The sequence below is a fragment of the Mesorhizobium sp. L-2-11 genome (genome assembly GCF_016756595.1).
Classification (GTDB): domain Bacteria; phylum Pseudomonadota; class Alphaproteobacteria; order Rhizobiales; family Rhizobiaceae; genus Mesorhizobium.
In genome coordinates this window covers 26,301-51,964 of the sequence record NZ_AP023259.1, presented here as the reverse complement: position 1 = coordinate 51,964, position 25,664 = coordinate 26,301, and the positions used below count along the sequence as shown (strand labels likewise).

Annotated in this window: 19 protein-coding genes and 6 pseudogenes; 6 read left to right on the top strand and 19 right to left on the bottom strand. The window is 61.3% G+C overall.

Features of this window, described 5'->3' with window-relative positions; all coding sequences use genetic code 11:
* Positions 1–67: 67 nt before the first annotated feature.
* Complete coding sequence (locus JG739_RS33060) at positions 68–1,363, top strand: DUF2130 domain-containing protein (RefSeq protein WP_199202930.1); 1,296 nt, start codon at positions 68–70, stop codon at positions 1,361–1,363.
* 173 nt (positions 1,364–1,536) lie between these two features.
* Here JG739_RS33060 and JG739_RS33055 read toward each other — a convergent pair whose 3' ends face one another.
* Positions 1,537–1,848 (bottom strand): DUF736 domain-containing protein, encoded by a 312-nt coding sequence (locus JG739_RS33055; protein WP_125000731.1) that lies wholly within the window; start codon positions 1,846–1,848, stop codon positions 1,537–1,539.
* A gap of 586 nt (positions 1,849–2,434) precedes the next feature.
* On the opposite strand from JG739_RS33055, the gene JG739_RS33050 reads away from it, so the two are divergent.
* Positions 2,435–2,647, top strand: a complete 213-nt coding sequence (locus JG739_RS33050; protein ID WP_199202929.1) for a hypothetical protein — start codon at positions 2,435–2,437, stop codon at positions 2,645–2,647.
* A 593-nt stretch (positions 2,648–3,240) separates the two neighbouring features.
* Here the strand turns inward: JG739_RS33050 and JG739_RS33045 are convergent.
* From JG739_RS33045 to JG739_RS33020, 6 genes and pseudogenes are all read right to left on the bottom strand, one after another.
* The gene (locus tag JG739_RS33045; RefSeq protein ID WP_199202928.1) at positions 3,241–4,233 is read right to left on the bottom strand and encodes an adenosine kinase; all 993 of its coding nucleotides are present in this window, start codon (positions 4,231–4,233) and stop codon (positions 3,241–3,243) included.
* Positions 4,234–4,329: 96 nt separating this feature from the next.
* Entirely contained in the window at positions 4,330–5,505 is a 1,176-nt protein-coding gene (gene metK, locus JG739_RS33040; protein ID WP_199202927.1) for a methionine adenosyltransferase, read from the bottom strand.
* Between the two features lie 55 nt (positions 5,506–5,560).
* Positions 5,561–6,882 (bottom strand): annotated as a pseudogene (locus tag JG739_RS33035) (serine hydroxymethyltransferase).
* Between the two features lie 37 nt (positions 6,883–6,919).
* On the bottom strand, positions 6,920–7,264 hold the full coding sequence (locus JG739_RS33030) for an ArsR/SmtB family transcription factor (protein ID WP_202367928.1): 345 nt from the start codon (positions 7,262–7,264) through the stop codon (positions 6,920–6,922).
* Positions 7,265–7,784: 520 nt separating this feature from the next.
* A pseudogene (locus JG739_RS33025) lies at positions 7,785–7,925 on the bottom strand (ArdC-like ssDNA-binding domain-containing protein); the annotation flags it as partial.
* Between the two features lie 331 nt (positions 7,926–8,256).
* Entirely contained in the window at positions 8,257–8,844 is a 588-nt protein-coding gene (locus JG739_RS33020; protein WP_199202925.1) for a hypothetical protein, read from the bottom strand.
* A 481-nt stretch (positions 8,845–9,325) separates the two neighbouring features.
* Between JG739_RS33020 and JG739_RS33015 the strand changes: the two genes are divergently transcribed.
* Positions 9,326–9,619 (top strand): alkylphosphonate utilization protein, encoded by a 294-nt coding sequence (locus JG739_RS33015; RefSeq protein WP_199202924.1) that lies wholly within the window; start codon positions 9,326–9,328, stop codon positions 9,617–9,619.
* Positions 9,620–9,951: 332 nt separating this feature from the next.
* Here the strand turns inward: JG739_RS33015 and JG739_RS33010 are convergent.
* From JG739_RS33010 to JG739_RS32970, 9 genes and pseudogenes are all read right to left on the bottom strand, one after another.
* Positions 9,952–10,790, bottom strand: a pseudogene (locus tag JG739_RS33010) (DUF7007 domain-containing protein); the annotation flags it as partial.
* Positions 10,791–10,830: 40 nt separating this feature from the next.
* Positions 10,831–11,307: a hypothetical protein gene (locus JG739_RS33005; RefSeq protein WP_199202978.1), complete on the bottom strand. Its 477-nt coding sequence runs from the start codon at positions 11,305–11,307 to the stop codon at positions 10,831–10,833.
* A 95-nt stretch (positions 11,308–11,402) separates the two neighbouring features.
* Positions 11,403–12,845, bottom strand: a pseudogene (locus JG739_RS33000) (plasmid partitioning protein); the annotation flags it as partial.
* Between the two features lie 115 nt (positions 12,846–12,960).
* On the bottom strand, positions 12,961–13,611 hold the full coding sequence (locus JG739_RS32995) for a plasmid pRiA4b ORF-3 family protein (RefSeq protein ID WP_199202976.1): 651 nt from the start codon (positions 13,609–13,611) through the stop codon (positions 12,961–12,963).
* 87 nt (positions 13,612–13,698) lie between these two features.
* Positions 13,699–14,181, bottom strand: a complete 483-nt coding sequence (locus JG739_RS32990; RefSeq protein WP_199202977.1) for a hypothetical protein — start codon at positions 14,179–14,181, stop codon at positions 13,699–13,701.
* Positions 14,171–16,045, bottom strand: coding sequence for an integrase (locus tag JG739_RS32985; protein ID WP_199202923.1), 1,875 nt, complete (start codon positions 16,043–16,045; stop codon positions 14,171–14,173). Before JG739_RS32985 ends, JG739_RS32990 begins: the two co-directional genes overlap by 11 nt.
* 3 nt (positions 16,046–16,048) lie before the next feature.
* A complete protein-coding gene (locus JG739_RS32980) occupies positions 16,049–17,860 on the bottom strand; it encodes a hypothetical protein (RefSeq protein WP_199202922.1) in 1,812 nt (603 codons plus the stop codon).
* A complete protein-coding gene (locus JG739_RS32975) occupies positions 17,850–19,007 on the bottom strand; it encodes a tyrosine-type recombinase/integrase (RefSeq protein ID WP_199202975.1) in 1,158 nt (385 codons plus the stop codon). The genes JG739_RS32980 and JG739_RS32975 overlap by 11 nt, the downstream gene beginning before the upstream one ends.
* Positions 19,008–19,337: 330 nt before the next feature.
* A pseudogene (locus tag JG739_RS32970) lies at positions 19,338–19,691 on the bottom strand (ParB N-terminal domain-containing protein); the annotation flags it as partial.
* A gap of 358 nt (positions 19,692–20,049) precedes the next feature.
* On the opposite strand from JG739_RS32970, the gene tnpA reads away from it, so the two are divergent.
* From tnpA to tnpC, 3 genes and pseudogenes are all read left to right on the top strand, one after another.
* A complete protein-coding gene (gene tnpA, locus JG739_RS32965) occupies positions 20,050–20,523 on the top strand; it encodes an IS66-like element accessory protein TnpA (RefSeq protein ID WP_199202974.1) in 474 nt (157 codons plus the stop codon).
* Positions 20,465–20,857 carry an IS66 family insertion sequence element accessory protein TnpB gene (tnpB, locus tag JG739_RS32960; RefSeq protein WP_446720585.1) on the top strand — a complete coding sequence of 131 codons (393 nt, stop codon included), beginning with the start codon at positions 20,465–20,467 and terminating at the stop codon, positions 20,855–20,857. Before tnpA ends, tnpB begins: the two co-directional genes overlap by 59 nt.
* 54 nt (positions 20,858–20,911) lie before the next feature.
* Positions 20,912–22,482: pseudogene (tnpC, locus tag JG739_RS32955) on the top strand (IS66 family transposase).
* Between the two features lie 894 nt (positions 22,483–23,376).
* Here tnpC and JG739_RS32950 read toward each other — a convergent pair.
* From JG739_RS32950 to JG739_RS32940, 3 genes are all read right to left on the bottom strand, one after another.
* Positions 23,377–23,847 (bottom strand): MucR family transcriptional regulator, encoded by a 471-nt coding sequence (locus JG739_RS32950; RefSeq protein WP_199202920.1) that lies wholly within the window; start codon positions 23,845–23,847, stop codon positions 23,377–23,379.
* A 396-nt stretch (positions 23,848–24,243) separates the two neighbouring features.
* Positions 24,244–24,432 (bottom strand): hypothetical protein, encoded by a 189-nt coding sequence (locus tag JG739_RS32945; protein WP_244750038.1) that lies wholly within the window; start codon positions 24,430–24,432, stop codon positions 24,244–24,246.
* 158 nt (positions 24,433–24,590) lie between these two features.
* The gene (locus JG739_RS32940; RefSeq protein ID WP_199202916.1) at positions 24,591–25,292 is read right to left on the bottom strand and encodes an IS6 family transposase; all 702 of its coding nucleotides are present in this window, start codon (positions 25,290–25,292) and stop codon (positions 24,591–24,593) included.
* Between the last annotated feature and the right edge of the window lie 372 nt (positions 25,293–25,664).

Below are 25,664 nucleotides of genomic sequence, written 5' to 3'. Positions count from 1 at the left end.
GTTCTTTTCCAAAAACGGCCGGTAATATATAGTCTGGACTACATCAGCCCAAAGCGAGTCACCGCGAATGACAGTTCAGCCAAGGGTTCTCAATGAACCGACAATCAGCTGCCCGAGCTGCAAGGCCGACATCAAGCTGAACGAATCGCTCGCGGCTCCCCTGATTGCCGCCACCCGCGAGGATTATGAGCGGCGTCTGGCGCAAAGCAACGCATCGATCGCGGCGCGCGAGGAAGAGCTTCAACGCAAGCAAGCCGCAATTGATGCCGCCCAGGCCGACATCGACAGCCAGGTGGCCGCAAAAATCAAGCTTGAGCGCGCGGCTATCGCGGCCGAGGAGGCTCGCAAGGCCAGGCTGCTGCTCTTGGTCGATCTCGAAGACCGGGACAAGAAGCTTGCCGAGATAGAGGCGACGCTCAAGGCGCGGGACGAAAAACTCGCCGAGGCTCAGCAGCAACAGGCGGAATTCCTGAAACAGCAACGTGCGCTCGATGATGAGAAGCGCGAGATGGCGCTGACCATCGAAAGAAAGATTCAGGAAGGGCTGGACGCCGTTCGCATAAAGGCAAGGTCCGAAGCTGAAGATGGCCTCAAAATGAAGGTTGCGGAGAAAGAGGAACAGATCGCCGGCATGCAGCGTCAGATCGAGGAGCTGAAGCGCCGTGCTGAACAAGGCTCTCAGCAACTGCAGGGCGAGGTCCTCGAGCTCGAGCTGGAGTCCCTCATTGCCAGCCGCTTCCCGATGGACATTATCGAACCGGTCGCCAAGGGCGAATTCGGCGGAGATGTCTTGCACCGCGTCGTCGGACCAGCCGGCCAGCCCTGCGGCGCCATTTTGTGGGAATCGAAACGCACCAAGAACTGGAGCCAGGGCTGGCTGGGTAAGCTCAGAGGCGATCAACGAGCCGCGAAAGCGGATATCGCGCTGATGGTCTCGGAAGCGTTGCCTCCCGGCGTGGAAACCTTCGATCTTGTGGACGGAGTTTATGTCGCCCACCCCAAATGTGCGATCCCGATCGCAATCTTGCTCCGGCAATCCCTGATCGAGTTGGCCAATTCCCGCCTCGCCCAGAACGGCCAGGCCACCAAAATGGAGCAGGCCTATGGCTATCTGACCGGTCCTAGGTTCCGCCACCGAGTCGAGGCGATCGTGGAAAAGTTCTCGGATATGCAGGAGGACCTCGCCAAGGAACGCAAGGCCACAATACGCCTGTGGGCCAAGCGCGAGGTGCAGATCCAAGGGGTAATTGAGTCGACCGTCGGAATGTATGGCGACTTGCAGGGCATTGCCGGAAATGTGATGCAGGAGATTGAGGGGCTGGATGTGCCAGCAATTGGAACCTCTCCGCCCGAAATCGAATAGGTAACGTTCACGCTGGCCAAGGCGATCAAGGACTCCCTCACGGCCGCAACAGGGGACGCGACCGAAAGAGGAGACTCGAGCCCCTCCTCCGCAGCCATCGCTTCGTCACGCTGACGGCGTTCACTTGGAACGGCCGAAGGCCCCGCCGTGCGGCGGAGCCCTCGTCGAGGCGATCAGTCCCGGTTGGGGCGAGACCAGATCAGCTGCAGGCCTTCCTCGCCTTCCACCTCGATCAAGGTGGCGTAGATCGGCGCGGGGAAGCTCGGGTCGTCCAGCTTGACCGAGAGGTAGTCGCGGCCCTCGTTGGAGACCTTCTGCCAGGCGGCTCCCAGTTCGACGCTACCCGAGTAGACGCGGAAGTGAGGGCCCTTGTCGGAAGGGTTCTCGACGCGGATCAGCTTGGCCTTGACGTTGAGGTTGAGGGTCTTGATGGCGCCGGAAAAGCCGGCGTTGCCGTTTGAGGTAAAGGTGCCGATGGTAGCCATGATGTCGTCTCCGTGAGTTTCTCGGCCGCGACCACCGCGACCTCGATAGCGGTCGACAGACCGGAGGCGATCGGCCCGCACCCACCGGGGTCCCCGTTGCGCGGGCGCAATGGGGTGGTCCTTAGGGCCGGAACGATAGTGAAGGGCAGCCAGGGCGAGGCTTTCTTGTTCCGCGCGGAATGATGGCGAAGCCAGTAGGGGAAGAAAGTCGCGGCCGGCTGTTGCGGGCTTGAGAACGAGGCGCAGCGTAGCGAAGACGGCCTTCGGTCAGACCAGCCACATCGAGGACGCAGGTGGTGCGCCTTTCCATGAAACCGCCAGCCAGACGACAAGGCGAACCTGGCGGCATGATCACCGCAACCGCAGCCACGGTGAGGCGCCTTCAAACCCGTCCCTCCGTCACGGATCATGGCAGAACGACGGACAACCGCAGCCGGAAAGGGATGCACCCGCCTCGTACGACGGGCCGACTGGACCGCGCTCAGGAAATTGACGGATGCCATATGGCGTGGATCGTATGCATGCACTGGTTAGACTTGCCCAGGAAATCTAAAAATCGGCGCATTGTCGAGCAGAGGGTATCGATATGGGAAATTGCGGCAGCATCGTTGAGGGATGGCAGGGATTGACTGACGATGAAGCGATAGAGGCAGCGACCGAAAAGCATGGCAAGGATTTTACGACGTCGGTCGCTTATTGCGCCTTCGAAGCGTTTGGCAACCCTGACGATCCGGAATATCGATTCTGGGTCGATCTGTTTCTGAAACTTTCAAAAAAGGATCATGTCGGGTGGGCTTAGGCTACGGTATCGGACTCACGCGCATGACATTTCAGATTCTCCTGGCCGGGGAGGGAGGCGGCACTGAAAAACGTCGGACCTTTATTCTTGGGCGTTAAGGTTGCGCAGCTGACAGGTGTTCATTGAAGTCCGTTGCGCAAAACCTCATGGGAGCGCCTGCAGGGCAGGATGCCCGAGATGGCAAAGGTGATTTTTGGCAGTGACGGAACTCGCTAGCGATGTTGACAAGGCCATCTATTGTCATCGCACTAACCGATCGCCGATTGTGGACATCCCAGGGGGGCGCTGCAATCGTCCTAGCATCGAAGCACACCTTCGCGGGGGCGGCTGACCCGGACAACGACTGGCCTCTCAAATCTGCTCAAGCCGGCCGTCTCATCCCCTGTACATCCGGCGGCGACTGGCCTCGCTCGCGCTTATTTCCTCAGGCGAGAGATTCGCCTGCATTCCCGCCGATGTCGTATCGAATATCCGGTACCGTCGGTGAACTGCCGGATGAATATCATGCGAAATGGGCTTCCGGCGGATTATCCCATGGTGGTGACTAAGCCTGAGTCAACTCACAATCGTTTCATTGATCCCGGATATGCTTGTTACAGCAATCCCGCCTGCTCAGCCTCTCGGCGAAGATTCTGCCTCGGCCTTGGGCCGATCTGCTGGATCACCAATCCAGCCGCCAGTGAGCCAAGATCGCCGCAGGTCTTGAGGTCGCGGCCTTGCGTGTAGCCATGCAGGAAGCCGGCGGCATAGAGATCGCCGGCACCCGTCGTGTCGACCAGTTCCTTGATCGCGGTCGCCTTGATCACCACGGTCTCGTCGCTGCGCACGATGACCGAGCCTTTTTCCGAGCGGGTGACGGCGGCAATCCGGCAATCCTTGCGGATCTGCGCCAGCGCCTCATCGAACGACGATGTCTGGTAGAGCGACTTGATCTCGTGGCTGTTGGCAAAGACGATGTCGACCGTGCCCGAGCGCATCAGGTCGAGGAACTCGTCGCGGTAGCGGTCGACGCAGAACGAATCCGAGAGTGTCATCGAGACCTCGCGGCCGGCTGCGTGCGCTAGCTTCGCCGTCTGCCGGATCGCCTCCTTGGCGCGCGGCGGGTCCCAGAGATAGCCTTCGAAATAGGTGACCTTGGCGCCGGAGGCCTTGTCGGCCTCGACATCCTCCGGCCCGAGCTCGACGCAGGCACCGAGATAAGTGTTCATCGAACGCTCGCCGTCGGGGGTGACGAAGATCATCGAGCGCGCTGTCGGTGGCTCGCCCTTGAGCGGCCTGGTGTCGAAGGCGACGCCCTGCGCATGGATGTCGTGGGCGTAGATCTCGCCGAGCGCATCGTTCGAAACCTTGCCGAAAAAGGCAGCGCGACCGCCGAAGCTGGCGACACCGGCCGCCGTGTTGCCGGCGCTGCCGCCGGAGGCCTCGATCGCCGGGCCCATGCGGCTATAGAGCAGTTCGGCGCGCCTGGTGTCGATCAGGTTCATCGCGCCCTTGATGATGCCGTTGGTCTCTAGGAATTCCTCGTCGCACTGGGCGATGATGTCGACAATGGCATTGCCGATGCAAAGCACGTCATAATCCGGCATCAATATCTCCGCCTACTACCCACCGGCTGCTATGCCGGCCGGGCGCGGGCCTAGCGGGTTGAAATGGGTTGCCGCATGCGCTTGATCCAGCGGCGATCACGCAGCTGCCGGTCCTGCCTCACGCAGCAAGTCGTCGGCTCTGTCCGTCTTCTCCCAGGTGAACTCAGGCTCTTCACGGCCGAAGTGTCCGTATGTCGCCGTCTTGCGGTATATCGGGCGTAAGAGATCAAGCATCTTGATGATGCCTTTCGGCCGGAGATCGAAAAGTTCAAGAACAAGGCCCTCGATCCTTTTTTCCTCGATCCTTGCGGTTCCGAAGGTGTTGACCATGACAGAAACCGGACTGGCCACGCCGATCGCGTAGGCAAGCTGAACCTCACAGACCTCCGCAAGTCCGCTGGCAACGATATTCTTCGCGACATACCGGGCGGCATACGCCGCCGAGCGGTCAACCTTGGATGGGTCCTTGCCCGAAAAGGCGCCGCCGCCGTGACGCCCCGTGCCACCGTAAGAATCGACAATGATCTTGCGTCCGGTGAGGCCGCAGTCGCCGGCAGGCCCACCGACCACGAACCGCCCTGTTGGGTTGACCAGAAATCTGATCCCCGTCGTATCCAGGTCGGGCGGCAAGAGCGGCTTGATGATCTCCTCGATGACGCCTTCGCGGACCGTGGCTTGTGAGACCGCCTCGTCATGCTGCGTTGACAGGACTATGGTATCCAGCGCCACCGGGCGGAGACCCTCGTAGCGTACGGACACTTGAGATTTTACGTCCGGACGCAGCCAGCCAAGCTGTCCCCTTTTCCGGACCTCAGCCTGTCTTTTCGTCAAATGATGAGCGAGTTGGATCGGCAAGGGCATCAATGTATCCGTCTCGTTGCATGCGAATCCAAACATGAGGCCCTGATCCCCCGCCCCCTGCTCGAGATCCTGCCCTCGTCCTTCATCAACGCCCTGGCTTATGTCGGGCGACTGCTCGGTGAGAGCCAGAATGACGGCGCAACGTCGACCATCAAAGCCGATGGCATCGTCGTCGTACCCAATATCGAGGATCGTATCGCGGGCAACTTGAGTGTAATCGATCTCCGCGTGGCTGGTGATCTCGCCAGCCAGAACGACCATCCCTGTCTTCACCAACGTTTCACAGGCGACGCGCGCCTTCGGGTCGGTGCGGAGGATGGCATCGAGGATGGCATCGGAGATGTTGTCTGCCATCTTATCGGGGTGTCCCGCGCCGACGGATTCGGAAGAGAACACGAACTGCCTGGTCATGGAATCCCTCGCTTCAAGTGTTGGAGTTAGATGGGAGTTTCTGGATTGGGGTGGCTTACGGGTCGTTGATGCCGGGGACGTCGAACGCAGTGCAGAAGTCGGCGACGTCTCTTCGTACGCTCGCATGAACTTCCTGGTCGTCGGGCTGGCGGCAGACCGAGTCAATGAAAGCGGCGATCTGCAGCATTTCCCCCTCACGCATCCCCATGGAGGTCACCGCTGGTGTGCCTAAGCGGATGCCGCTTGTGAGCGCCGGATGCCGCTGGTCTCCCGGCACCATGTTGAAGTTGGTAATGATGCCTGCCTTGGCCAGGCGATCGGCATAGGCTTTGCCTGATAGTGGTCGGTTCCGAAGATCAAGGATCAGCATGTGATTGTCAGTTCATAACCGCGCTCCAGAAGCGCCCGGGCCAGGGCCTTGGCGTTGTTGACTATCTGCTGACCGTAGACACGAAAGGACGGGTTTGCTGCTTCCTGCAAAGCGACGGCCAGCGCGGCGATAGTATTCATATGCGGTCCGCCTTGCAGGAGAGGAAACACCGCGCGATCAATGCGTTTGGCGAGATTGTGTTTGCTCGTGGGATGATAGAGCGCCTGATAGCGATCTTCATTCTTCGACAAAATGAAGCCACCGCGGGGGCCGCGGATCGACTTGTGAGACGTGCTGGTGACGACGTCGCAATGGGCCACGGGATTCGGATGCGCTCCGGCGACAATCAGGCCGCTGATGTGCGCAATGTCGGCCACGAGATAAGAGTTCGCCTCCGCAGCGATTTCTGCCATTGCCGCGTAGTCAAAGGCACGCGGATAGGCAGTCCCGCCGACCCAAATGAGTTTGGGCCGTTCCCGCCTGGCTGTCTCATGCAAGCGGTCATAGTCGATTTGCTGCGTCTTTTCGTGCAGCGCATAGGGGACGCGTTGATAATCACTCCCGGAAAAGTTGACGGACCAACCATGAGTCAGATGGCCGCCTTCGGGTAAAGGCAAGCCCATGACTTTGTCACCGGGGCTCAAAAGCGCGCGATAGACAGCCTGATTGGCCGGCGAGCCGGAATATGGCTGGACGTTGGCGTGTTCACAGCCGAACAGCGCCTTCAGGCGCTCGATCGCGAGGGTCTCAAGCTCATCGACGATCTCGTTTCCCGCGTAATAGCGCGCACCCGGGTAGCCCTCGGCATACTTGTTTGTGAAGATCGAGCCGGTCGCTTCCAACACCGCCGCGGAGGCAAAGTTCTCGGAGGCGATGAGTTTGAGGGTTGTCCGCTCCTGATGCTCCTGTCTTAGAACCAGTTCGTGAACGCGGGAGTCGACGGCGGCTAAGTGAGACCGTCCGGAGGTGTCGGGCTGCGCGATGGCGCTGGCGGCGGAGTTATCCATGGTAGTCGCACTCCATTTGGCCTGATCTATTTCACGATCAAGCAGGCGGTCCCTTCAACCGCGCGTCTTGTATTGCTTCGAGGCGTTGTAGGTCTCGTTTATGATGGCCATCGTCATGGGGCAGGAGATCGACCAACAATTGAGCCAGCCCGCCATCCTTGCCTCCTGCATTGAGATGATATGAGCACCAAGGACCTTGTCGGTTGCGGCAAAGAAAGTCGGCGCTGGCGAGCATCTGGACGTGTCGCGCAACGCGCTCCCGACGAAGCTCGAGAATTTCCGCCAGTTCGCGGACAGTCAGGTCGGCATGCGCGCAAAGGCCCAGGATCCGAAGGCGATCAAGATCCGCTGCCGTCTGCAGGCGGCTGACCATTGTCATCATTTTTCAGCAGCCCGTAGATAGACTGGATACTCGTGACTTTGTCATTTGGCGTTCTCCGCAAAGGGCGTACTTGTTTTAAGCTGCGATAGCGCTGTTCTACACAATTGCCTTGAATGGACCGGAGGCGACGGTCCCCTCTTGGGTAGCGCCACCTGCGGCCTTCAGAGCCGAATGAGCGCTCCTCTTGCCCTTGGTTGTTATTACCGATGTTGGGTTCCGTGCGGGGGTCCTGAGCGTACATCGGTATAAGCTCTTTCCTTCCGGAAAACGTACCATCGTCAGGGGTTTGCGCTCGCAAAGTTTCCGTAAAATTTTTTGCAGGTTTTGTTGCACGGCCGAAATTTCTCAAGATTGTTCGAGATGACATGGCTTGCCGGGCAATTGCCATTCAGCCTGATCTGGGCATGCTATGGCACGGCTGCTTCACGCTCCATCCACCGGACGATCCGGCAGCGCGCGGGAAGCCTGCTCCCACGCCGAATTAGGCACAGCGATCGCGGTCGGGAGATCGAGATGCTTGAGGGCGTGTGATGCGCCCCGTCGAATTGCCCACGCTGGATGGCTTCACCCACGGGCGTACACCCTCTTCCAGATGCGCGACGATCCGGTCGGTGATCTTCGCGTAAATGTCGACGCTAGATCTGTTCTCTTTCCTGTCCATGACCGGAACCTCCATTCGAGGCGGCGACAATCGCGGCCGTCACGAGGTCCGACAGCGCAGGACCGCAGGTCCGCGAACCCGGTCGAGGTTCAATCGGAGGAGGAGAAATCTCGCAGCCGGGCCGCAACGTCAGTGGAGGACGGCGAACCCGTTACGCCGGGCGAGGACTGCAAGCAGGACCAACATTCGTGCGCGGCCAAACAACGAGATTTCCTTCTCTTTCAAGGATCCGAAGCCGGATACATTGCGACATGCAAAAGGCCGGCGCCCCGGAGGGAGCCCGCCTGTGGAATGATGAAAAGGGCGAAACCGAAGTTCCGCCCGGTGACAGTTAGCCCAGAGCCGCCATCTGGAGATCGGCCGCCTGCCGGCTGACGCTCTGGCCGGGATTCTCGGTCTGGCGTTCGTAAGGCTTCCAGCCTTCACCAACGACGTGCTCGTATGCGGCGACGGCGCCCTCGGCCGCCATGCGCAGCGCATGTGCCTGCAGGCCCATTTCGGCGGCGAATTCGCGCTTGCGCTGGGCCTTGCCGTCGAAGCCGACCGGACCGTCAATGTCTTCGTCGCGGGTGTCATTGGCGAGCCTGGCCGTGGCGTCCTTGGCCTCGGTGACGGCTTTCGAGTAGAACTGGCCTGCTCCATAGGCCGAGCCGACATGGGATCCGACGATCCTCTGCAGATGGATCTGCATCGCCTTGTCGGAAAGTCCCTCTGCGAGGGTGTCGGCGCCATCGATCAGGCTGCGCTCGTGGAATTCGCGGATGCCGTCGCTGTCGAGGACGGGGAGGCCGAAGCTTTCAGAGATGAGTGTGGCTTGGCGACTGTCCGGGCAGCAGAGCCGGACCATTTCGAGGGTCGTGCCCTTGCGGAGCTGGACGACGCGGGCCTTGGTCTTGGTGGCGCGGGTTGAACTGGACATTGAGCTTTCCTTTCTAGCGATGCCCTTCGGGTGATCCGGCCCTTGCCGGTCTTCCCTGCGGGTGCGGTCAAAAGGAACCGGCGGAAGCTGGACGCTTCAGGGTCCGGGGCCTGCCAGGCGAGCGAGGTTGGCTTGCGGACAAGCGGGGCCAGTTCTTCACTGGCCCTGCGCCGGACGCGGGCCAGCCTTGCCGAGATCGGTGGGTTTCGGCCGCTCCGCGGCGCGACAGCGGCCTTGAAGCGGACAGATGCCGGTTCAGACCGCAGCAAACCCGCAGGGAAGACCGGCAAGGAACGAATCCGGACATCGGCATGCGGGAGGAAATGCACTGTTCAATTTCCGCCGCCACACGATCCGCCTGCCCGCCAGGCTGCTCGAGGGACGATAATGGTTTGAACTTCGGCCGCTACGGATCAGATCTTTGGCCTGCTTCCACGTCGGACGACAGTGCACAGTATTCAATCCCGAGGCGAGGGCAGCAATGACCGATCACAACGACGACTACGCAGGGGAATGGCGATTAGCTTCGGAGATGGCTGCCATTGCAGCTTCTGCCGGCAGCATCGAAGTGCGCGATGCCGCTGGCAACGTGCTGGCCGACGGCGACTCTGTCGTCCTCGTCAAGGACCTCAAGGTCAAAGGCGCCGGCCAGACCCTGAAGCAGGGCACAGTGATCAAGTCGATCCGCCTCACCGACAATCCCGAAGAGATCGATTGCCGGCATGATGCGATCAAGGGGCTGGTGTTGCGAACTGAGTTCGTCCGCAAGCGCTGACTAGGCCGCGGTATCAGGCGCGTGTCGGGTCCGCTGGCAGTTCTGGCACGCAGTGTTGCGATTGCAGCATCCTGGCTTGCGAGCTTACGGGAGAGAGCGTCGATCTCGTGCTGCTCTCCGGTGTCACCGCTGCAAGGTTGGCCCGATATCGTTCGAGAAACATTGCCGGCTCCGGGCCCCACCCGCGTCCATACCGGTACATTGGGGTCTGAGCTGCGGAATGATCGCCGTTATCCGCCTTGATCTGCCGGTCGATCAATCGAGCTGGCGCTGTGTCTGGCGACGAGCCTCCTCCATGCGAAAGAGCTGCGCGCGGCGATCGGGGACAGACATTATGTGGTTCTCCCCTGCCAATCCATGAAGCTCGACGGCCCGCCATAGACACGATGGCGCGCTACATCGACGACGAATCCAAAGCGGCCGAATGATATTCGTCGGTCGCAACGAGAAAGCGACGTTCCTCCGTCCCCGGTCCGCGCCTGCCGCCAAGGGTCGCGACAACTTCGGTGAAACCGGCCTGGCGCTCGCAACGGACCGCCGACACCACGACCCAGTCATCTGTATGCTTCTCGAAAAATACCCGCTCGTCCTTTTTTGCGGATTGGCCGGGTTCGGGCACCCTCCCGTGGATCGCCTCCCAGGCGTCCGGATACCAATCGCGGATGGTCTTTTCCGCACATGCTATCTCGAAATCCGTGAAGAGCTGCGGGAAGGCTTGGGCGACGGCCGCCCAATGGCAGCCCTCTTCATACCAGCCGTCATTGGCACGGAGCATGTCATGGACTTTGCGAATTCGCGCCGCCGACAGATGGAACCCGCCATGGCCTGCCGTCGAGTGAGCCACGACGCCCTCGGCATAGACGGTCGCTCCTTGCGACGTTCCCCATGGCGTGTGGGCACGGGAATGGATCTCGCGACGCCCGAGAGCTGCGCGCTGCTGCTGGTGGAGGGCGTTCTCCTCGACATAGGCGCGAAACGCCGCCTCGTCGGCAAGCTCACCGGCATGGCCGTAGAAATCGCCGCGCGTCCATTCGGCCATGGGCCGCCGGATACGCCAGCCCGTGACAAGATAGTGCCGGCCATCGCGGGCTGGAGCCATGGCGAAGGCGTGCTCACCGACAAGGGCAACGCGAAGCCCATCGGCGCTTCGGCCAAAAGAAACTCCCGAAAACCGGGGGTTCCGACGACATAGGTTTCAGAAGTTCGCGCAGTCATGCTACCGTCCTCCCCCCTGCAGTGTCCGCCGCTACGGTGTCGGCCGCGAGCTGCTGCAACGCGGCGTTCGGATAGCCGTGGCGGGTAAGCCATTCCTCGGCGGCCGTGCGATTGGCGGCAAGATGGACAAGCTCTGCATCGTCGCCGGCGCGGTCGAGCACCAGGACGGAGCCTATTGCGGGTCGCTCCTTGACCGAAAACTTCAAGTCGCTGGTCACCGAGAACGTCTGGTGGACGCGCAGCACAATGGTTCCCTGGCTGCCATAGTCACCCTTGTGTAGGGTGATCGAGGCGGGCAGCGTGGTATTGCCGACGCGGGCTTCGGTCTGTTTGCGGATCAGCCGGCCGCCGCTGTTCCGGTTCTCCCAGGCGGCGAGCTTCTTGCGATGCCGATCTGGCGGGCGTGGTGTTCCGTCGGAATAAGTCACGATCGAACCGAGTGGAACGAGGTCATAGATCAATTGAGCCGACATGATGGTCTCCGTGTTGCTCATGGTGGAAACAGAACCGCCGCCGGTGATGTGCCGGCGGCGGAATAATCGTTCGGAGGGAAAGGTGGCGGAGCCGCCTACTCGGCGGCCACCTTGTAAGGCTCGATCTGTTCGTCCGCGAGGACCTCCTCCCGCGGAGCGGGGTCCTGGCCGACGTTGTCATGCGCGGGCTCGACACCCGCATCGCCGTCGAGCTCGTCCTGATGCTCCGGCGTGCCGTCCTCCTCAGGCTGTTCCTTGGCCTCGTTCTTCTCCAGCCAGGAGGTCAGTTTTTCCGGAGCGGGCGCAAACAGCGCCAACGGGTGGACGAAGCCGCCTTCCTTGAAGTGCTCGACCAGGGCCTCACGGGTGTCCTTGACCCTCTGACGGGGCAGGACGGATGTATCCGCGCAGGCGGCTTCCAATGCCTGCCGCGACAGGCATGACAGGAAATCCTCTGTCCCCATGTTGGCCAGGAAGTTGTCGGCGGCGATGACGTCGCCGGCGACACGGGCGACAACGCCGCTGTCCGAGCGATTTTCCCTGCAGGACAAAACGTCGATAAGCAAGGACCGCACGGCAATGCGTAGCGTGTCCATGTCGAAATCGAGCTTGCCCTCCTGGTCGAACAGGCGCGCGGCATGTCCGCCGAGGCCTGCGGCACCGTAACAGGAGATGTCGCGGGCACCAGATGCCACTGTCACATTCTGGCCGGCGAAGGCGAGAACGAGCAGCGCCATCAGCGTGTCGTCCCCGATCGGTGCGCGCGACAGCGCCTCGTGCAGCGCGTCGGTACGCAGGTCGCCGATCATCTCCATGCCTTTGCGCGTCACGTCCGGACGGGGCTTTGCCGCGACGACGATATCATCGCCGTCGGCCACGACATCAGCGCCATTCTTGCCCATGGGCTTTTTGGCCGCCGGCATGCGGTACGCGACCGATTGCACTTTGCCGTCGCGGTCGAGATACATGGCAGTGTGATCGGACTTCGACGGCTTGCCGTACACACGCTCGGCCTTGGGCGGCAGCTTCGGCTCGCCCCACTGAGCGGCTTCCACGATCACGCCACGCTTGGGCACAGTGTTTGCCATCCACTCCTGCTGCGCGCCAAGGAAGGCCTCGACATCCGTCGTGTAGCGGCTGTCCTCGTCGGCCGGAGCGAACAGATCCTCGACCCAGGCAATGCCGTAGGCCTGGGCGAGATCGTCACCGAAGCTGGCGTCGCGCGCGTACATGCGACGCTTCGTCAAGCCCTGCGCCACGCTCCACCACGACACCTGCGGATCGGCCTTGGACGGCTTGTGCTTCTTCCAGACCTCCTTCTGCTCATCAAGCGAAGCCGACGCGATGGTGCGCAACTGCTGCTCGTTGGGCATGTCGCCCTTCGCCATCTGGTCCAACATGGCCGGCAGAACGTTGGCGAGCAGGCGCAGCTTCCTGATCTGGCGGGTGGGGAGCGCTAACGCAAGGGCGATCGCTTCCTCGGTCCAGCCCAGTGCTACCAGACGTTCGATCGCTCGCCATTGGTCGACGGGATTGAGATGTTAGGTTATGCGTCAAGTGTCCTGTTGGCCGGATGGCGCTGATTCTTCAATCTTTTTGGCTGCGCCTTGCATTTTGGATGTATCTTTGGCGCGGAAGCGCAGCCCTCTGGTGTCAATCACGATGGCTTTCTCGACGGAAGCGATAGTCGCCCTTTGACGCGCGGAGTGCTTTGGCGATGGTCTTATTGATGTCGTCGAGATTGCAGGACTCCGGGTGGAACTTGCGGCCAGCCCATCGGTGCATGGCTTTGTGTTCTTCATGGTCGGGGTCGAGCCAAGCCTCCAGGAAGCTGGCATAGCCTGAAGGCCCACCAGAGTCTTCGGGAGGTCCTGAACGTGTAGCGGCGACACAGCGAGGATATTTGACGCTCTCCTCACGCGCGACGCGTTCCAGGCGCAGCAGATGACGCCAATTATCGCCAAAGTCGTATTCGTAGAGGATCGTAAGAGGGTTTTCGTCGGGATCGTAGGGAAAGTGAAGGTCGATCATCCTGACCTCGGTCGCCTCGAAGATCCGGCTGTCGAACAGACCGTCCTCATCGAACTCCGGGGCGCCGTAGATAAGGCCGCCGATATTGAACTGATGCAGATGGCTGTCGGTCCAGCCAAAGGCGGCCTGGAGAATCTCGTGGAGTTGGGCAAGGTTGAGTGTGATTGGCAGTTCGAGAGTGCGGCTGATCTTGGGCTCGACGTCGAGGATATGAACCTCGGCGCGCACAATGAAGCTGTCTGGATCGAAGGGGTCAAGCATGCCGCAGATCATGCCGCGCACGATGGTCGCAGGCAATCGATGGGGAGACAATTTTCCTTCGACGAGCATGGCGACACGAAGTGGCAACCGTAGACGACGTCAGGATTTTGGCCCGCGGGTGAGCGGCACTGGTTTCACAGCTCGATCGCGTTCGGCAATCAGGCGGGCGTTGTGATGCTTCTGCCGCGCAACCTCCGCTTCGGCTTCGAGAATACGTTTCAGCAGTACGGCGTTCTCCGTAACCCTGCGTCTTTCCTCGATCTGCAAGACCTGAATCAGAGCTCGCTGCTGGGCGAGTTTGTCTTCCCAGGCTGCCAGCTTCTCGGGGACGATCTTGCGATCGCTAGCGCGGCGCAACTCGTCGATCATCGACCGGTGGTTGGTGTAGATGGCGTTGCGGCCGACGTGCGCTTCGCGCGCGAGCGTCGCAACAGTGAGGCGGTAGGATCGTTTTTGCAGGTCCGGATGTGTGGGGATCCCCTTTACCAACCGCTCCAGAGCTTCCCGCAGCTTGCGGTTCGTGTTGCGTAGCCGCTTTTCGTGAGGCGTCAGCGCCGGCATTTTGCTGGTCTTACGCGCCATCGCGATCATCCTTTCCATGATCCAGATCGCCAAGAATGCGATCGCATTCGGCAATCCGGACTTCCGCAAGTCTCCGGCTGATCGGGTCCAGCCCAGGGTGATCGAGAAGGCCGGCATTGCGATCCCGGCGCGCCTGCCAGACCGGCCTGTGCCTGGCTGTGACGGCGAAGTTGGCGCAGGACAGACAGGTGCTTTCGGTTCTCAGCACAGGGTTCGGTCCCCGCTCATCGCCGAAGCAGGCCGCGGTTTCGACACGGTAGACGCAATAACCCCAGTCACAGACACCGAGCCTGAGGTCGGTCTCCGCCATCAGGAAGGAGACATAGGCCTGGACATCGCCGTCGCGCGTGCGCCCGCGGAAGCGGGAGCGCTCGGCAATCATCCGTCCGCCCTTGCCTGCAAGCTCAGTCGCCGTCAGCACCTCTTCCAGGGCAGCGCGGGTTTCCTCCTGTGCATGCCGGTCGATCAGGTCGTCGAGCGCGAAGTCGGTCCCGACATAGCCGCGATCGGTCATGGCCCGGGTGACATGACCGAAGTGCGCCTGAAGCGCATGCAGGCCGGTCCGGTCGCGTTTGCCGACGAAGCGGGCGAAGGTCTTTCGGCCCTGATGGGTGTTCAGGTGCCAGGGTTCGCCCTCGTGGTCCGGCAGGCCGATGAACGGCGCAAACTGATTGTTCAGCCGCGATATAATCGTGTTGACGATTGGCAGGCTGATCCGGGCGGCAGGGCCGACGAGCCCCGTGCAGGCCGTCACCAGGAAGAGCTCGGATCGCCTGCTTTGTGCCCGCAGGCGGGCGGACAGCCGGTCCATGACCTCGACCGCCCGCTCGACCGGCGCTGGAGCAACCCAGCGATGGGCTTGGCCATCGACACCGCGCGCCGTCTTGTAAATCTGTCCGGCAAGATAGGCGAAGTTCTCGCCGGCATCGCCGGAGCGATGCTGCTCGATACAGCCGGTCTGAAGGCCAAGGATCTCCGAGACCCGGGCGCCGACAAGATAAGCGATCACGACAAAGCAGGCGTCGTAAATGCGATTGGCAAGATACCGCACCTGCTTGGTGCTCGTGACGGGCGCCTCATACCAGGGAGTTTCCTCCCCGGGCAGCGTCGAGAAGGTAAACGGCGCGATCGCGTCGGTTACGATGAAGCCGGCCTTCGTCTGGCTGATCCCCTTGGCAAGCGCGTCGTCATAGGTGGTCTGCGCCTGCAGCTGCAAAGCGATGACGTCGTCGGCCGCCTGCCCGATCAGCCGCAGCGCCGCCGAGACCAGGGGCACGGCGATCGCGTCCGGCGTATAGGGCAGCCAGCCCCGGTCACGGCGAACGAACGGGGGCGCGATCCCCGGGAATGGATCGTCGATCGCCACTTCGGGGAACTTCGCACCCTGAAGATACAGGCATGTCAGCAAGTTTGCATAATGTTGCAGGGTCACGGTCATCACCGCCTTGCCCGGCTTGCTGCCCGGACGCTGCGCCATCGATGCCAGGAACCTGTCGCAGGCATCGCGATCGAGATCGGCGAAGCTGCGGTATCCTTGCGCCGCCATCCAGCGGATCAGCATCCGCAGCGTGTTGAAGACACGGACGATCGTCGACTCGTGAACGTTGCGGCGACCTGGAGGCGGGTCCAGCTTCAGGCTCCACAGGAACAGTTTGGCCGCCTCTCGCCAGTCAGCCCATTGCGGATCGCTGAACCGGCTGTCGTCGGCAAGGGCAAAGCCCCAGTCGAGCGAGAAGTCGCTCCGGTTTGCGCCGGGACGATGGCCGTCGAGATGCCAGACCTGATCCGACCACACCGAGCGCGCCGATATCCGGAGTGCTGGCCTTGCCGCGGCAAAAGGATCGGGTGCTGTGGACGCTTGCATCGTTCACTCCAGCGCCGGAAGGGTTGGCAGGGTCGACATTCGACGTTCGGCCTCTTCGCGCAGTCGTTCCGGGAAGTCAGGCAGGATGTTCTCGGTGAGAATGCGCAGGCTCGGCACATACAGAAGCTCGAAGCGGCGTGGATCGATGCGTTCACGCGCGCGCTCCAGTTCCTCCTTGGCCTGAAGAACGCGCGCCATGTGATCCGCATCGATCGGGATAACCAGTCCCGGGCAGCGCAGGCATCCGCCGAAGTGCCGGCAGATCCTGCCAGCCGCCGATCCCGGTGCTATGCCCGTGGCCGGGTTGAGGCAATCATGGCTGAACGGAACCGTCGCATCGCTCGCCAGCGCAATCCGGTCGCGTTGCGCCTGATCCTCGCCGTCCGCCTTCGCGCCGACGATCCAGCCGAGCATCAGCGCCTGCGATCGGGCGATGGTCTCGCGCTGAATGCGGCGCGTCTGCGGTCCCTTGATGTAAAGCTCGGTCGTATCGACGCGGGCGTGGTTGAGCACGTCCTGTGTCGCGACGATATCGCCGCCGGACGCCTTGTAGTATTCGGTGGCGACGCTGCCCCGCAACAGAATGGCGGCAAAATCCGGCAAGAGTTGACGTGCGCGTTCCGGTGCGGCCCTGTTCCAGATGGCGATGCGGGCATTGGAGCGTTTGATGAACGGCTTCAGGGCATGCGACAAGGTCGCCTCCGCAATCAGCGTCACCGCGTCCTTCTTCTCGCTCTTCACCAGAAACAGACGATTGCGGTCCTGCCGGCTGGATCGGGAGACGAGCGGCGCCGTCATCGCCAGCAACCGGTCAATCAGGTTCGGCGCCGCATGTCGCCGACGGCAATCGAAGGATCGCCTTTGCGCGCGCTTCACCTTCGCGCCGGCCCGGGGCTTGGCCCATTCGACGATGACGCGATGCTCGTCGAGCGGATGCGCCACCTGGCAATCGCGCGCCATCATCCGCAGCGCGTCCGGATTGCCCGCCGTCTGGATCGCAATGGCGATGAAGAACGCGACGACCGTTTCGCCGGTCAGGTGAAGATAGCCGCCAAGATGACGAAGCCCGCCATGGCGGTTGACCGCCGATATGCTGACCTGGCTGCGGAGCGCAAGCGTGCGGGACGGCAGGACGCCGTCATTCACTCGAGCAAGCGCCCGGACCATGTCGCAAAGTTCGGGATCGACGCCATCGACCGGGCCGCTCGTGGCGAGGATGGTCCGACCCGCTTCGAAGCGATCCCACGCCTCGTCAATTTCCTCGTAGCACGCACGAAGGATTGCCTTGAGGTCATCGCCGCCGAGACGAGCCCGGGGATCGGCACTACGGTTCGGCCAGACCCGCCAGGGGAAGTCGATCCGCGACGGCAGCCGGGACGGATGCCGGCGCTTCGTCCAGTCGATCATCTGGCGAAGCTGCATCAGCACATTCGCCCGCGAGCCCTTCGACCAGGGCTGGTTCGTCTGTCCTGCGACCTGGCGATCCAGCCACGCGATATAGCGTCCAACCATCGCACTGGTCAGATCGTCGACCGACACAACAAGACCGTCTTCCGACACGAAGCGCGCGAACGCCCGCAGCGCCATCCAGCAATGACGCTGCGTGTCCCGGCTCGAGGCGGCATGATGATGACGGAAGGCGTCGGCCAGAAGCATCGTGATGTCCGATGGCAATCCGAGCCTGCCGAGATCGTAGCGCTTTGTGACCTCGCCCCAGCCGTCACGGAAGACGACGATGGTATCGGCTGGCTGATCCAGAACGATCGGCGCCGCAGCCGACAGCCTCCGGTCGATGCGCTCGCGTCTAATGGCCATCTGGGATCAGCTCGCCATAGAGATAGTCAATGCTGTCGGCGAGGTCCCGCGCATTCAGCTCGACGCAGCGCAGGTAGATCGACGTGCTCTGGATCGAACTGTGCCCCAGCAGGACCTGCACGATCTTCAGCGGATTGAGGTCGGGCGTGGTCACTGCCTGCCGCTGCAGCTGCACCAGCATGGTCGTCGCGAATGTGTGCCTCAGGTAATGCAAGGTTCCCGTCACCCCGGCCGCGCGGAACGCCTCTGCAAACGCCGCCGTCAATCGCGCCTTGCTGACGGCGTTTCCCTGGGTGTTGAGGAACAGAGCCGACGGCGGCCGATAGTCCGGCCGTTGACGACGCAACGCCCGGACCTGCGGCGTGCGAACCTCGTCGATATAGCGTTGCGTCCGGTCGACCAGGCGGATCGGCGGGTAGATCGTGCGCGGCTTGTCGCCCTTGGTGATCGTCAGCGGGACGCCGATCAGGGGATGATCCTCGTCGTCCAGATGCGCCGTCTCCGGAACCTGGAAGACGGCCAGGCCGCAAAGCTCCTTGCGCCGCAATCCCGTCGCCAGCGCCCATTCTGCCATCAGCCGATAAGGCATGACCAGATGCGCGAAGACCCGGCGCAACTGGTCGACCCGCAGCGGCCTCGGCAAACGCTCGTGTTCGGCAACCGTCAGGATGTTCGCCGCCGCGATTCCAGGCCGCGCCTTCACATGCGCGAGGAACGATTGCCTCCGGCCGGAACCCACGCGAACGTCGACGAAGTGGAACGGCAAGACTTCGATCCAGCCGCGGCCCTGCGCCCACCCGTAGAATCGGCAGACCGTGCGAACCCGGTCATTCACCGTCGAGCGCGCATAGGGTCGCTTCGTATGCGGGCTCGGCTGCGACAGCATCCGGTTGCGCCAGGCCGCAATCTCAGCCTCGCTCACGCCGCGCCAATCGAGACCGGATTGTTCCAGACTGTCGAACCAGTCGTGAAGATGCTCGCCATAGGTCCGGACCGTTTCCGCCGCGTGGCTGCGGCCCGGTATCGTCGCCAGTTCCATCAGCCAGGCGAATGCCGGCTCGATGATCGCCATCCGCTCCGATACCAGAATCGGAAAGCCCGCCGGGATGGCGGCATAGCCCATCGCTGCCTTGATGATCCGCACCACATCTGTCCTCTTTGCTCGCCGCCGTCCCAAACGGCAAAAGACACAGAACAGGGCGCAACCCCCTGCACAGCAACAAAGAAGACAGTTTCCCGAACCGGATGTTATCTTGAGCGGAGCGCCTTCGGCGCACTTCTCTCTTTTGATTGCGAGGGGTTCCCCTCGCGCTCTCCCGTTCGCCACGTGGCAGGGGTGCAGGACTTCGTCTACACCCCATCAAATAGCTTGTGGTGTCGCCGCCGCATCAAGCGTTGTCCTCGCTACGCTGCGGGAACGCTTGACCCGGACGTCTACGTGCCTTCCTCGATATGCCCCGCCAGTATCGCCCGGAACCATGACGGCCATGCGAACCAAACAGGACAGTTGCGACACAGAACCTAAGAGCTGTTCGTGCGCAAGCGTCTCGGCCAGCGACCGCATTGCGCCACCATCCTCGGCCCTCTCGATGACCAGGACGGCGATCTCTTCCAGACCGGCCGCGATCGCTTGCTTCACCCGGCGATGGCCGGCATCGATGACGTAGCCATTGCCGCCTTCCGTCTCCAGCGCGACGACAGGTGGCTGCACGATACCAACGGCGCGGATGGTAGCCAGCAGCAGCGCGTCGGCCTGCGGACTGGACTTCGAGCGTCGCGCCTTGTCGGGGTTATCCTTCAGCGCACGCGGATCGACAAACTTCAGTTCCATGGAGATGCTCCTTCAAGGGGTTTGCGGACACCGCTCATCGCTGTGTCCTTCCTCGTCTTCTTCCCGAAGACATCCCCCGGCCCGCCGAGCGGACGGGCCGGTGCAATTGCGGCCGAGCATCCCTGCCCGGCTGGCCGAGCGGGGCTCTTGGGCCCTGCGCAGGACGACGCGGCAGGGATCGCGAGCGGCGCGGTTGAGCGCCAGCGTCAGCGGCCCGCCCGATCTGCGAGCGGGTTTTATTCTTCCTTTCCTTTCCTCATCCCTGCGACATAGACCGTAAGCGCGAATTTCCCCGCACCTTTTGCCGTTGAGTGCTCTGATGCATGAGGTGTCCACCAAAATAGGTGGACACCAAGTGATGGAAGAAGACGAGCAGAAACTGCGGGTGAGGCTTGTCGGTCGGGACGGGCGACGCCGATACGACCCCGCATCGAAGGACCGTCTTGTCGCGGCCTGCCTTGAGCCTGGCGTGTCGGTATCGAGGCTTGCGCTCGACCATGGGGTCAATGCGAACCTTGTCCGGAAGTGGATAAAGAAGCGCACGCAACCCCAATCCCTCCCGCCGTCCTCGCCACCGGCGTTCATCCCAGTTCAGATTGAAAGTGCTGCCGATCGGGGCCTGCCGCGACAGAGTAGCATGGCTGTGATGGATTTGCCGGGGACCTGTGATGAAGTGCGTGGGTCGGCCTCGAAAAGGACTGCATCTTTTCCCTCCCCAGCCAAGGTGAGTGCGTCGCTGCCGAACGGCGTGAAGTTGACGCTGGAATGCGGTGATGTGGAGGCATTGGCGGCGATCATCGGGGCACTGGGTCATGTTCAGACTGGGCGCTGACCTGAAAGTCTACCTGCACCGCGAGCCGATCGACTTCAGGGCCGGTATCAACAGCCTTGCGGTCCTTGTTCAGGAGACGATGGCGCTCGATCCGTTTGCGCCGGCGGTCTTTGCATTCTGTAATCGCCGTCGTGACCGGATGAAGCTCCTGTTCTTCGACCGATCTGGCTTTGTGCTGGTCCTGAAGCGGCTGACCGAGGACAAGTTCCGGTGGCCGCGGCGCGAGGCAGCGGTGGTCACGCTTACGACCGAGCAATTGCACTGGATTCTCGACGGCATCGATATCGATGCGATGGTCCGCCATCCGGTGCGACAATATCAGGTTGCAGGCTGACGGCTCCAGAATTGTACGGTTGACGCGGCGGCATGCTTTCGATTCAAGAATCCGATGAATCGAACCGGCGAACCGACTGTTGAAGAGCTGATGGCGCGTATTGCTGCGCTGCAGGCGCAGAACCGTCAACTCACAGAGCGCGTCGTCAAACTCGAGGAAGAGCTGGCGCTTGCGCGGCTGCATCGTTTTGCGCCGAAGAGCGAAAAGCACATTGATCGTCTCTTCAATGAAGCCGAACAGGTTGCCGATGAGGATGACGCCGATGGCGAAGATGACGATGTCGCCGACCTTCCGAATACTGGATTGCCAGGGGTCGAAAGCAAGACCGCAAAGAAGCGCGGCCGCAAGGCCTTGCCGGAAAACCTGCCGCGCGAGCGTGTCGAGTATGACCTTCCCGACGCCCAGAAGGCTTGTCCTTGCTGCCGTCACCAGATGCATCGCATGGGTGAGACCGTTACCGAGCAACTTCATATCGAGGTGAAGGCGAAGGTCCTGCAGAATGTGCGGTTCAAATATGCTTGTCGTCATTGCGACCGCACCGGAATCAACACGCCGGTCGTGACCGCGCCGATGCCCGCACAACCCTTGCCGGGCAGCATCGCCACGGCATCGACGCTGGCCTTCGCGCTCGTTCATAAATATGTCGACGGCACACCGCTCTACCGCCTGGCGCAGGCATTCGAGCGCGCCGGCGTTCCTGTCAGCCGTGGCGCTCTGGGGCACTGGGTGATCGGTTCGAGCGAAAGCATCTCTCCCGCATCTATGACGTCCTGAAGCTGCGGCTCAGATCGCAGCCCCTCATCCATGGTGACGAGACCACGGTCCAGGTGCTGAAGGAAAAGGACAGAGAGGCCGCCAGCACCTCGTATATGTGGGCATACCGGAGCGGCGAGGACAGTGACGAGCCGATCGTGCTGCTCGATTATCAGCCGGGTCGCGGCCAGATACACCCGCAGACCTTCTTGGGCGATTACCGCGGCATCGTGATGAGCGACGGCTATTCCGCCTGGCGCACGCTGGAAGGGGCAACGCATCTTGGATGCATGGCCCATTCGAGGCGGCGCTTCGTCGATGCCCTAAAGGCGAGGAAGAAAGGCGGCGGGCCGCCGGAACAGGCGCTCCGGTTCTTCGAACAGCTCTATCGGGTTGAAAGGCAGGCCCGGAACGAAATCTCCGACGACGGCGAAACGCGAGATCACTGCATTCGCCGCTTCCGCCTGCAACATAGTGTCCCCATCCTCCATGCTCTCAAGGGATGGCTCGACGACATCGCCCCAAAGGTCTTGCCTGACAGCAAGCTCGGCGACGCCGTCTCCTACACCCTGAACCAATGGGAATATCTGACTCGTTACACCGAGGACGGCAGCATGCCGATCGACAATAATCTTCTCGAGCGTGACATCAGACTCTTTGCCACTGGCCGGAAAAGTTGGCTCTTCAGCGATACCGTCGACGGAGCCAAGGCCAGCGCCATCGTCTACAGCTTGGTGCTGACCTGCCGCGCCTGTGGCGTCGAGCCGTTAGCGTGGCTGCGCCACGTCCTCACCGAATTGCCTCAACGCAACGAGGACGCTGATATCGACGATCTGCTGCCCTTCAACTTCGCCAAAACCGCTGCAGCCTGATCCGCCGGACGCGTCCGTCTGAAAGCGACCGTCGTTGAAAGGGCGGTGTCAACGTGCGGGGAAATGAGCGCTTTCCATAGACCGGAGTATGGAGAAAAGCGGAAAATTAGCACGGCAAACTGAAGGTTAACGTCTTTGAACCTGCGCACGCCGCAAGGAGCCCTCAAGAAGCTGTCGGGCTGTGATCATGAGGTCACCCATTCATGGTCAGAAGGTCAGCTACGAACTGGTGCAGGACAAACGTTCCGGAAGACGTCGACCGGCGAACTCCGAACCATCTGATGGAGGCTACTACGCAGTCCATCTCAACCCTTCCATATAGTTGAGCGAAGCCGCGCGCCTCGAACTCTAAAAGATATCGGGCCTTAGCCAAGCATTGCTTTCCCTGATCGCAGAATAGGCGCAGATGGCCAGCCGCGCCATTTCCTCAACTTGGCTCGCTCTATCATGGTCACGGCTATTTTCGCCCACTTCGTTGAGCGCCTTGCCGAACACCGAGTATCTGTCTTGTGGACCTCAATTAGCGCTCGCAGGGCGTTGGACGGTTCTCTGTCTCGGCGCGGCGGCTCCGTGGCGAGAGCCCACAAGGTTTTTGTTGTTTCTGAAGAGAAACCCGGCTGCTAGCGGGGGACCCCGGCTTTGTCCCATTTCGGAACCAAAGTGCTGGCATTGCTCTTGCTTCGGACGTAGTGCCGGTTGATCCCGGTCCTGATCGCCTACTTTGATCAGGTGTAGGCTCGCGGGGCTTGAGGTGGTTGGGGTTTCTTCGCCCGGCGAGTTCCGCCACGCTAAGAACAAAGGCCGGCGCCCTCGCTGAAGCTTATCCGAATGGCGCCGGCCACGGGCGGGATTGGGATCCGCCGCGCCTTGACATAGCTGAGTCGTTACGTAGCGTCAGGTGGTGGCGGACACTTTGGCTTTCCGCTTCGCAGGTGCCTTCTTGGCTGGTGCGACGGGTTCAGCCTTGCGGCCAAGCCCGATGGACTTCGCCAGTTGCGAGCGCTGAGCGGCGTAATTCGGAGCCGTCATCGGATAGTCGCGCGGCAAGCCCCATTTCTCGCGATAGGCGTCCGGCGTCAGACCGAAGTCCGTGCTAAGGTGCCGCTTCAGGGATTTGAACTTCTTGCCGTCTTCAAGGCAGATAATGAAGTCTGGCGTCACCGACTTCTTCGGGTTGACCGCGGGAGTTTGCGGCTCAACGACAGGCGCCATCGGCGTACCAAGCCCGGACAGAGACATGTGCACGGATGCGATTAGTTCAGGCAGGCCGGTAGCCGGCACAGGGTTCTTACTTACGTAGGCGGACACAATCTCCGCAGTAAGCTCGGCTAGTTCGGCGGCGGGGCGGTCGGATTCTTCTGTCAATGTGTCGGTCCTTTCGTCTGAGTGGTCCCATATCTATTTGAGCAATGTCCAGTACGCAACCGGACCTATTCTAAGCCAATGATGGGCAAGAGCGACGCCGAAAATTGACGCGTTCTTTTTGGCCGCGACAAAGCTGGAGACCGATAAAACAGGCTGCCCGTCAGCCATCTAAGTGACGGGCCGATTACATGCCGATTAGCTAAAATAACGGAACGTCCAACGGACAAGCACGGAACCAAAGCGGTTACGTCAGAGCTTTGCTCGCATGGCGCAAGACTTTGGTCCTGCCGTCTTATGGTGAAGAACGGAAGTTGATCGGCACGACATAGGGGCATCCCGCAACGGATCGATAGCAAACTGAATTTAGGCGGCTATGGTGTGAACGCAGAAGTCGGGTCAAATCCGTTTGAAGTCCTTAAGCCCTAGGCGTATCCGCTGGCCTTCCGCGAAGGCAAGGGCGACCCGATTCCAGGTCGAATGATCGGGTAAGTTCTTCGCGGTTCCCAACAACACGGACGACCACTCGCCCATGGCCTCGACTATCTCAACGGACGTGTGGTTTGCGCCGCCTTTGGTGTCGTCCATCGCAACTGCCTCGTGTCTGGATGGGGACAAGACGAAACAATATGACTGCTCGCCTTTCAAGCGCTAAAAGGCCGGCGCCTGCTTTTGCGGGGGGCTCTGGCAGGGGTTCTGTTGCAAATTTTTGTTGAACTGAAGCAAGAAGAGATGGCGGGCGGTGCTTATGCGGCGGCGAGGATATCGAACTGCTCGGCCAATGACGGATTTGGGTTGAAGGCGAACCTCGCCTGTCGTTTGCGCATCATGTGAAGCATTTCGATGCCGTCGAGGATGATGCTTGCGGCTGCGGGAGATTTGAAGCCGAGCATCGGCCGAACACGGCGCTTGATCCGCCGATGGTCCTGCTCGATCCGGTTGTTCAAGTATTGGCTTTGGCGGATTCGGATCGGCTTCGGTCGGCGCCTGCAGCGATCCTGCAATCGATGTGTCGTATCGCAGGAAACGATCGCCTCCTGGTTGGTCTGGCTACCATCGATGACGACACGATCGGGACGCCCATGGCGCTCCAGCGCTTTCCTGAAGAAACGCTTGGCCGCCGGCAAATCCCGATGTTCGCTGAAATAGAATTCGACCGTGTCGCCGACGCTGTCGATAGCGCGGTAGAGATACATCCACTGCCCTCGGACCTTGATGTAGGTTTCATCAACATGCCATTTGCCGGTCGCTGCGCGCTTGCGCCGGTTGAAGCGCTCCAGCAGCAAGGGCGAGAAGTGAACAACCCAGCGATGGATCGTCGAATGATCAACGCTAATGCCACGCTGGGCCATCATCTCCTTCAAATCGCGCAGGCTCAGTCCATATGCCAGATACCAGCGAACGCACACCAGGATGACCGATCGGTCGAAATGCCGGCCTCTGAACATCACAAACCTCCTAAAAAAATGTCGGAGGTCACTTGCCAGACAACCCGTAACGAAAAAGTTTGCAACAGAACCCTACAGACCGCGTCGGATTGTGAGGCACTCGCATAGTGCACCTCCCATATTGCCTTCCGCTATGAGGACAGCGTCGGCATCCGAGATAAGATCCCTTTCGCGGCTCAATGGCTGGCCTGCATGCTCCCCTACCGACGCTTCGCCGACATCCTCGCGGATGCCTGCGCACGGCTCGGCGCCGACGTGGATCGCTACTCCTTCATCGTAATGGACTTTCACCATCTACTCCTTGCCGGTCTCCCGGCGCAGCTTCATGCCGAGGTCTTCGGAAATCACCTGACCGCCAGTCAACGTGCATCG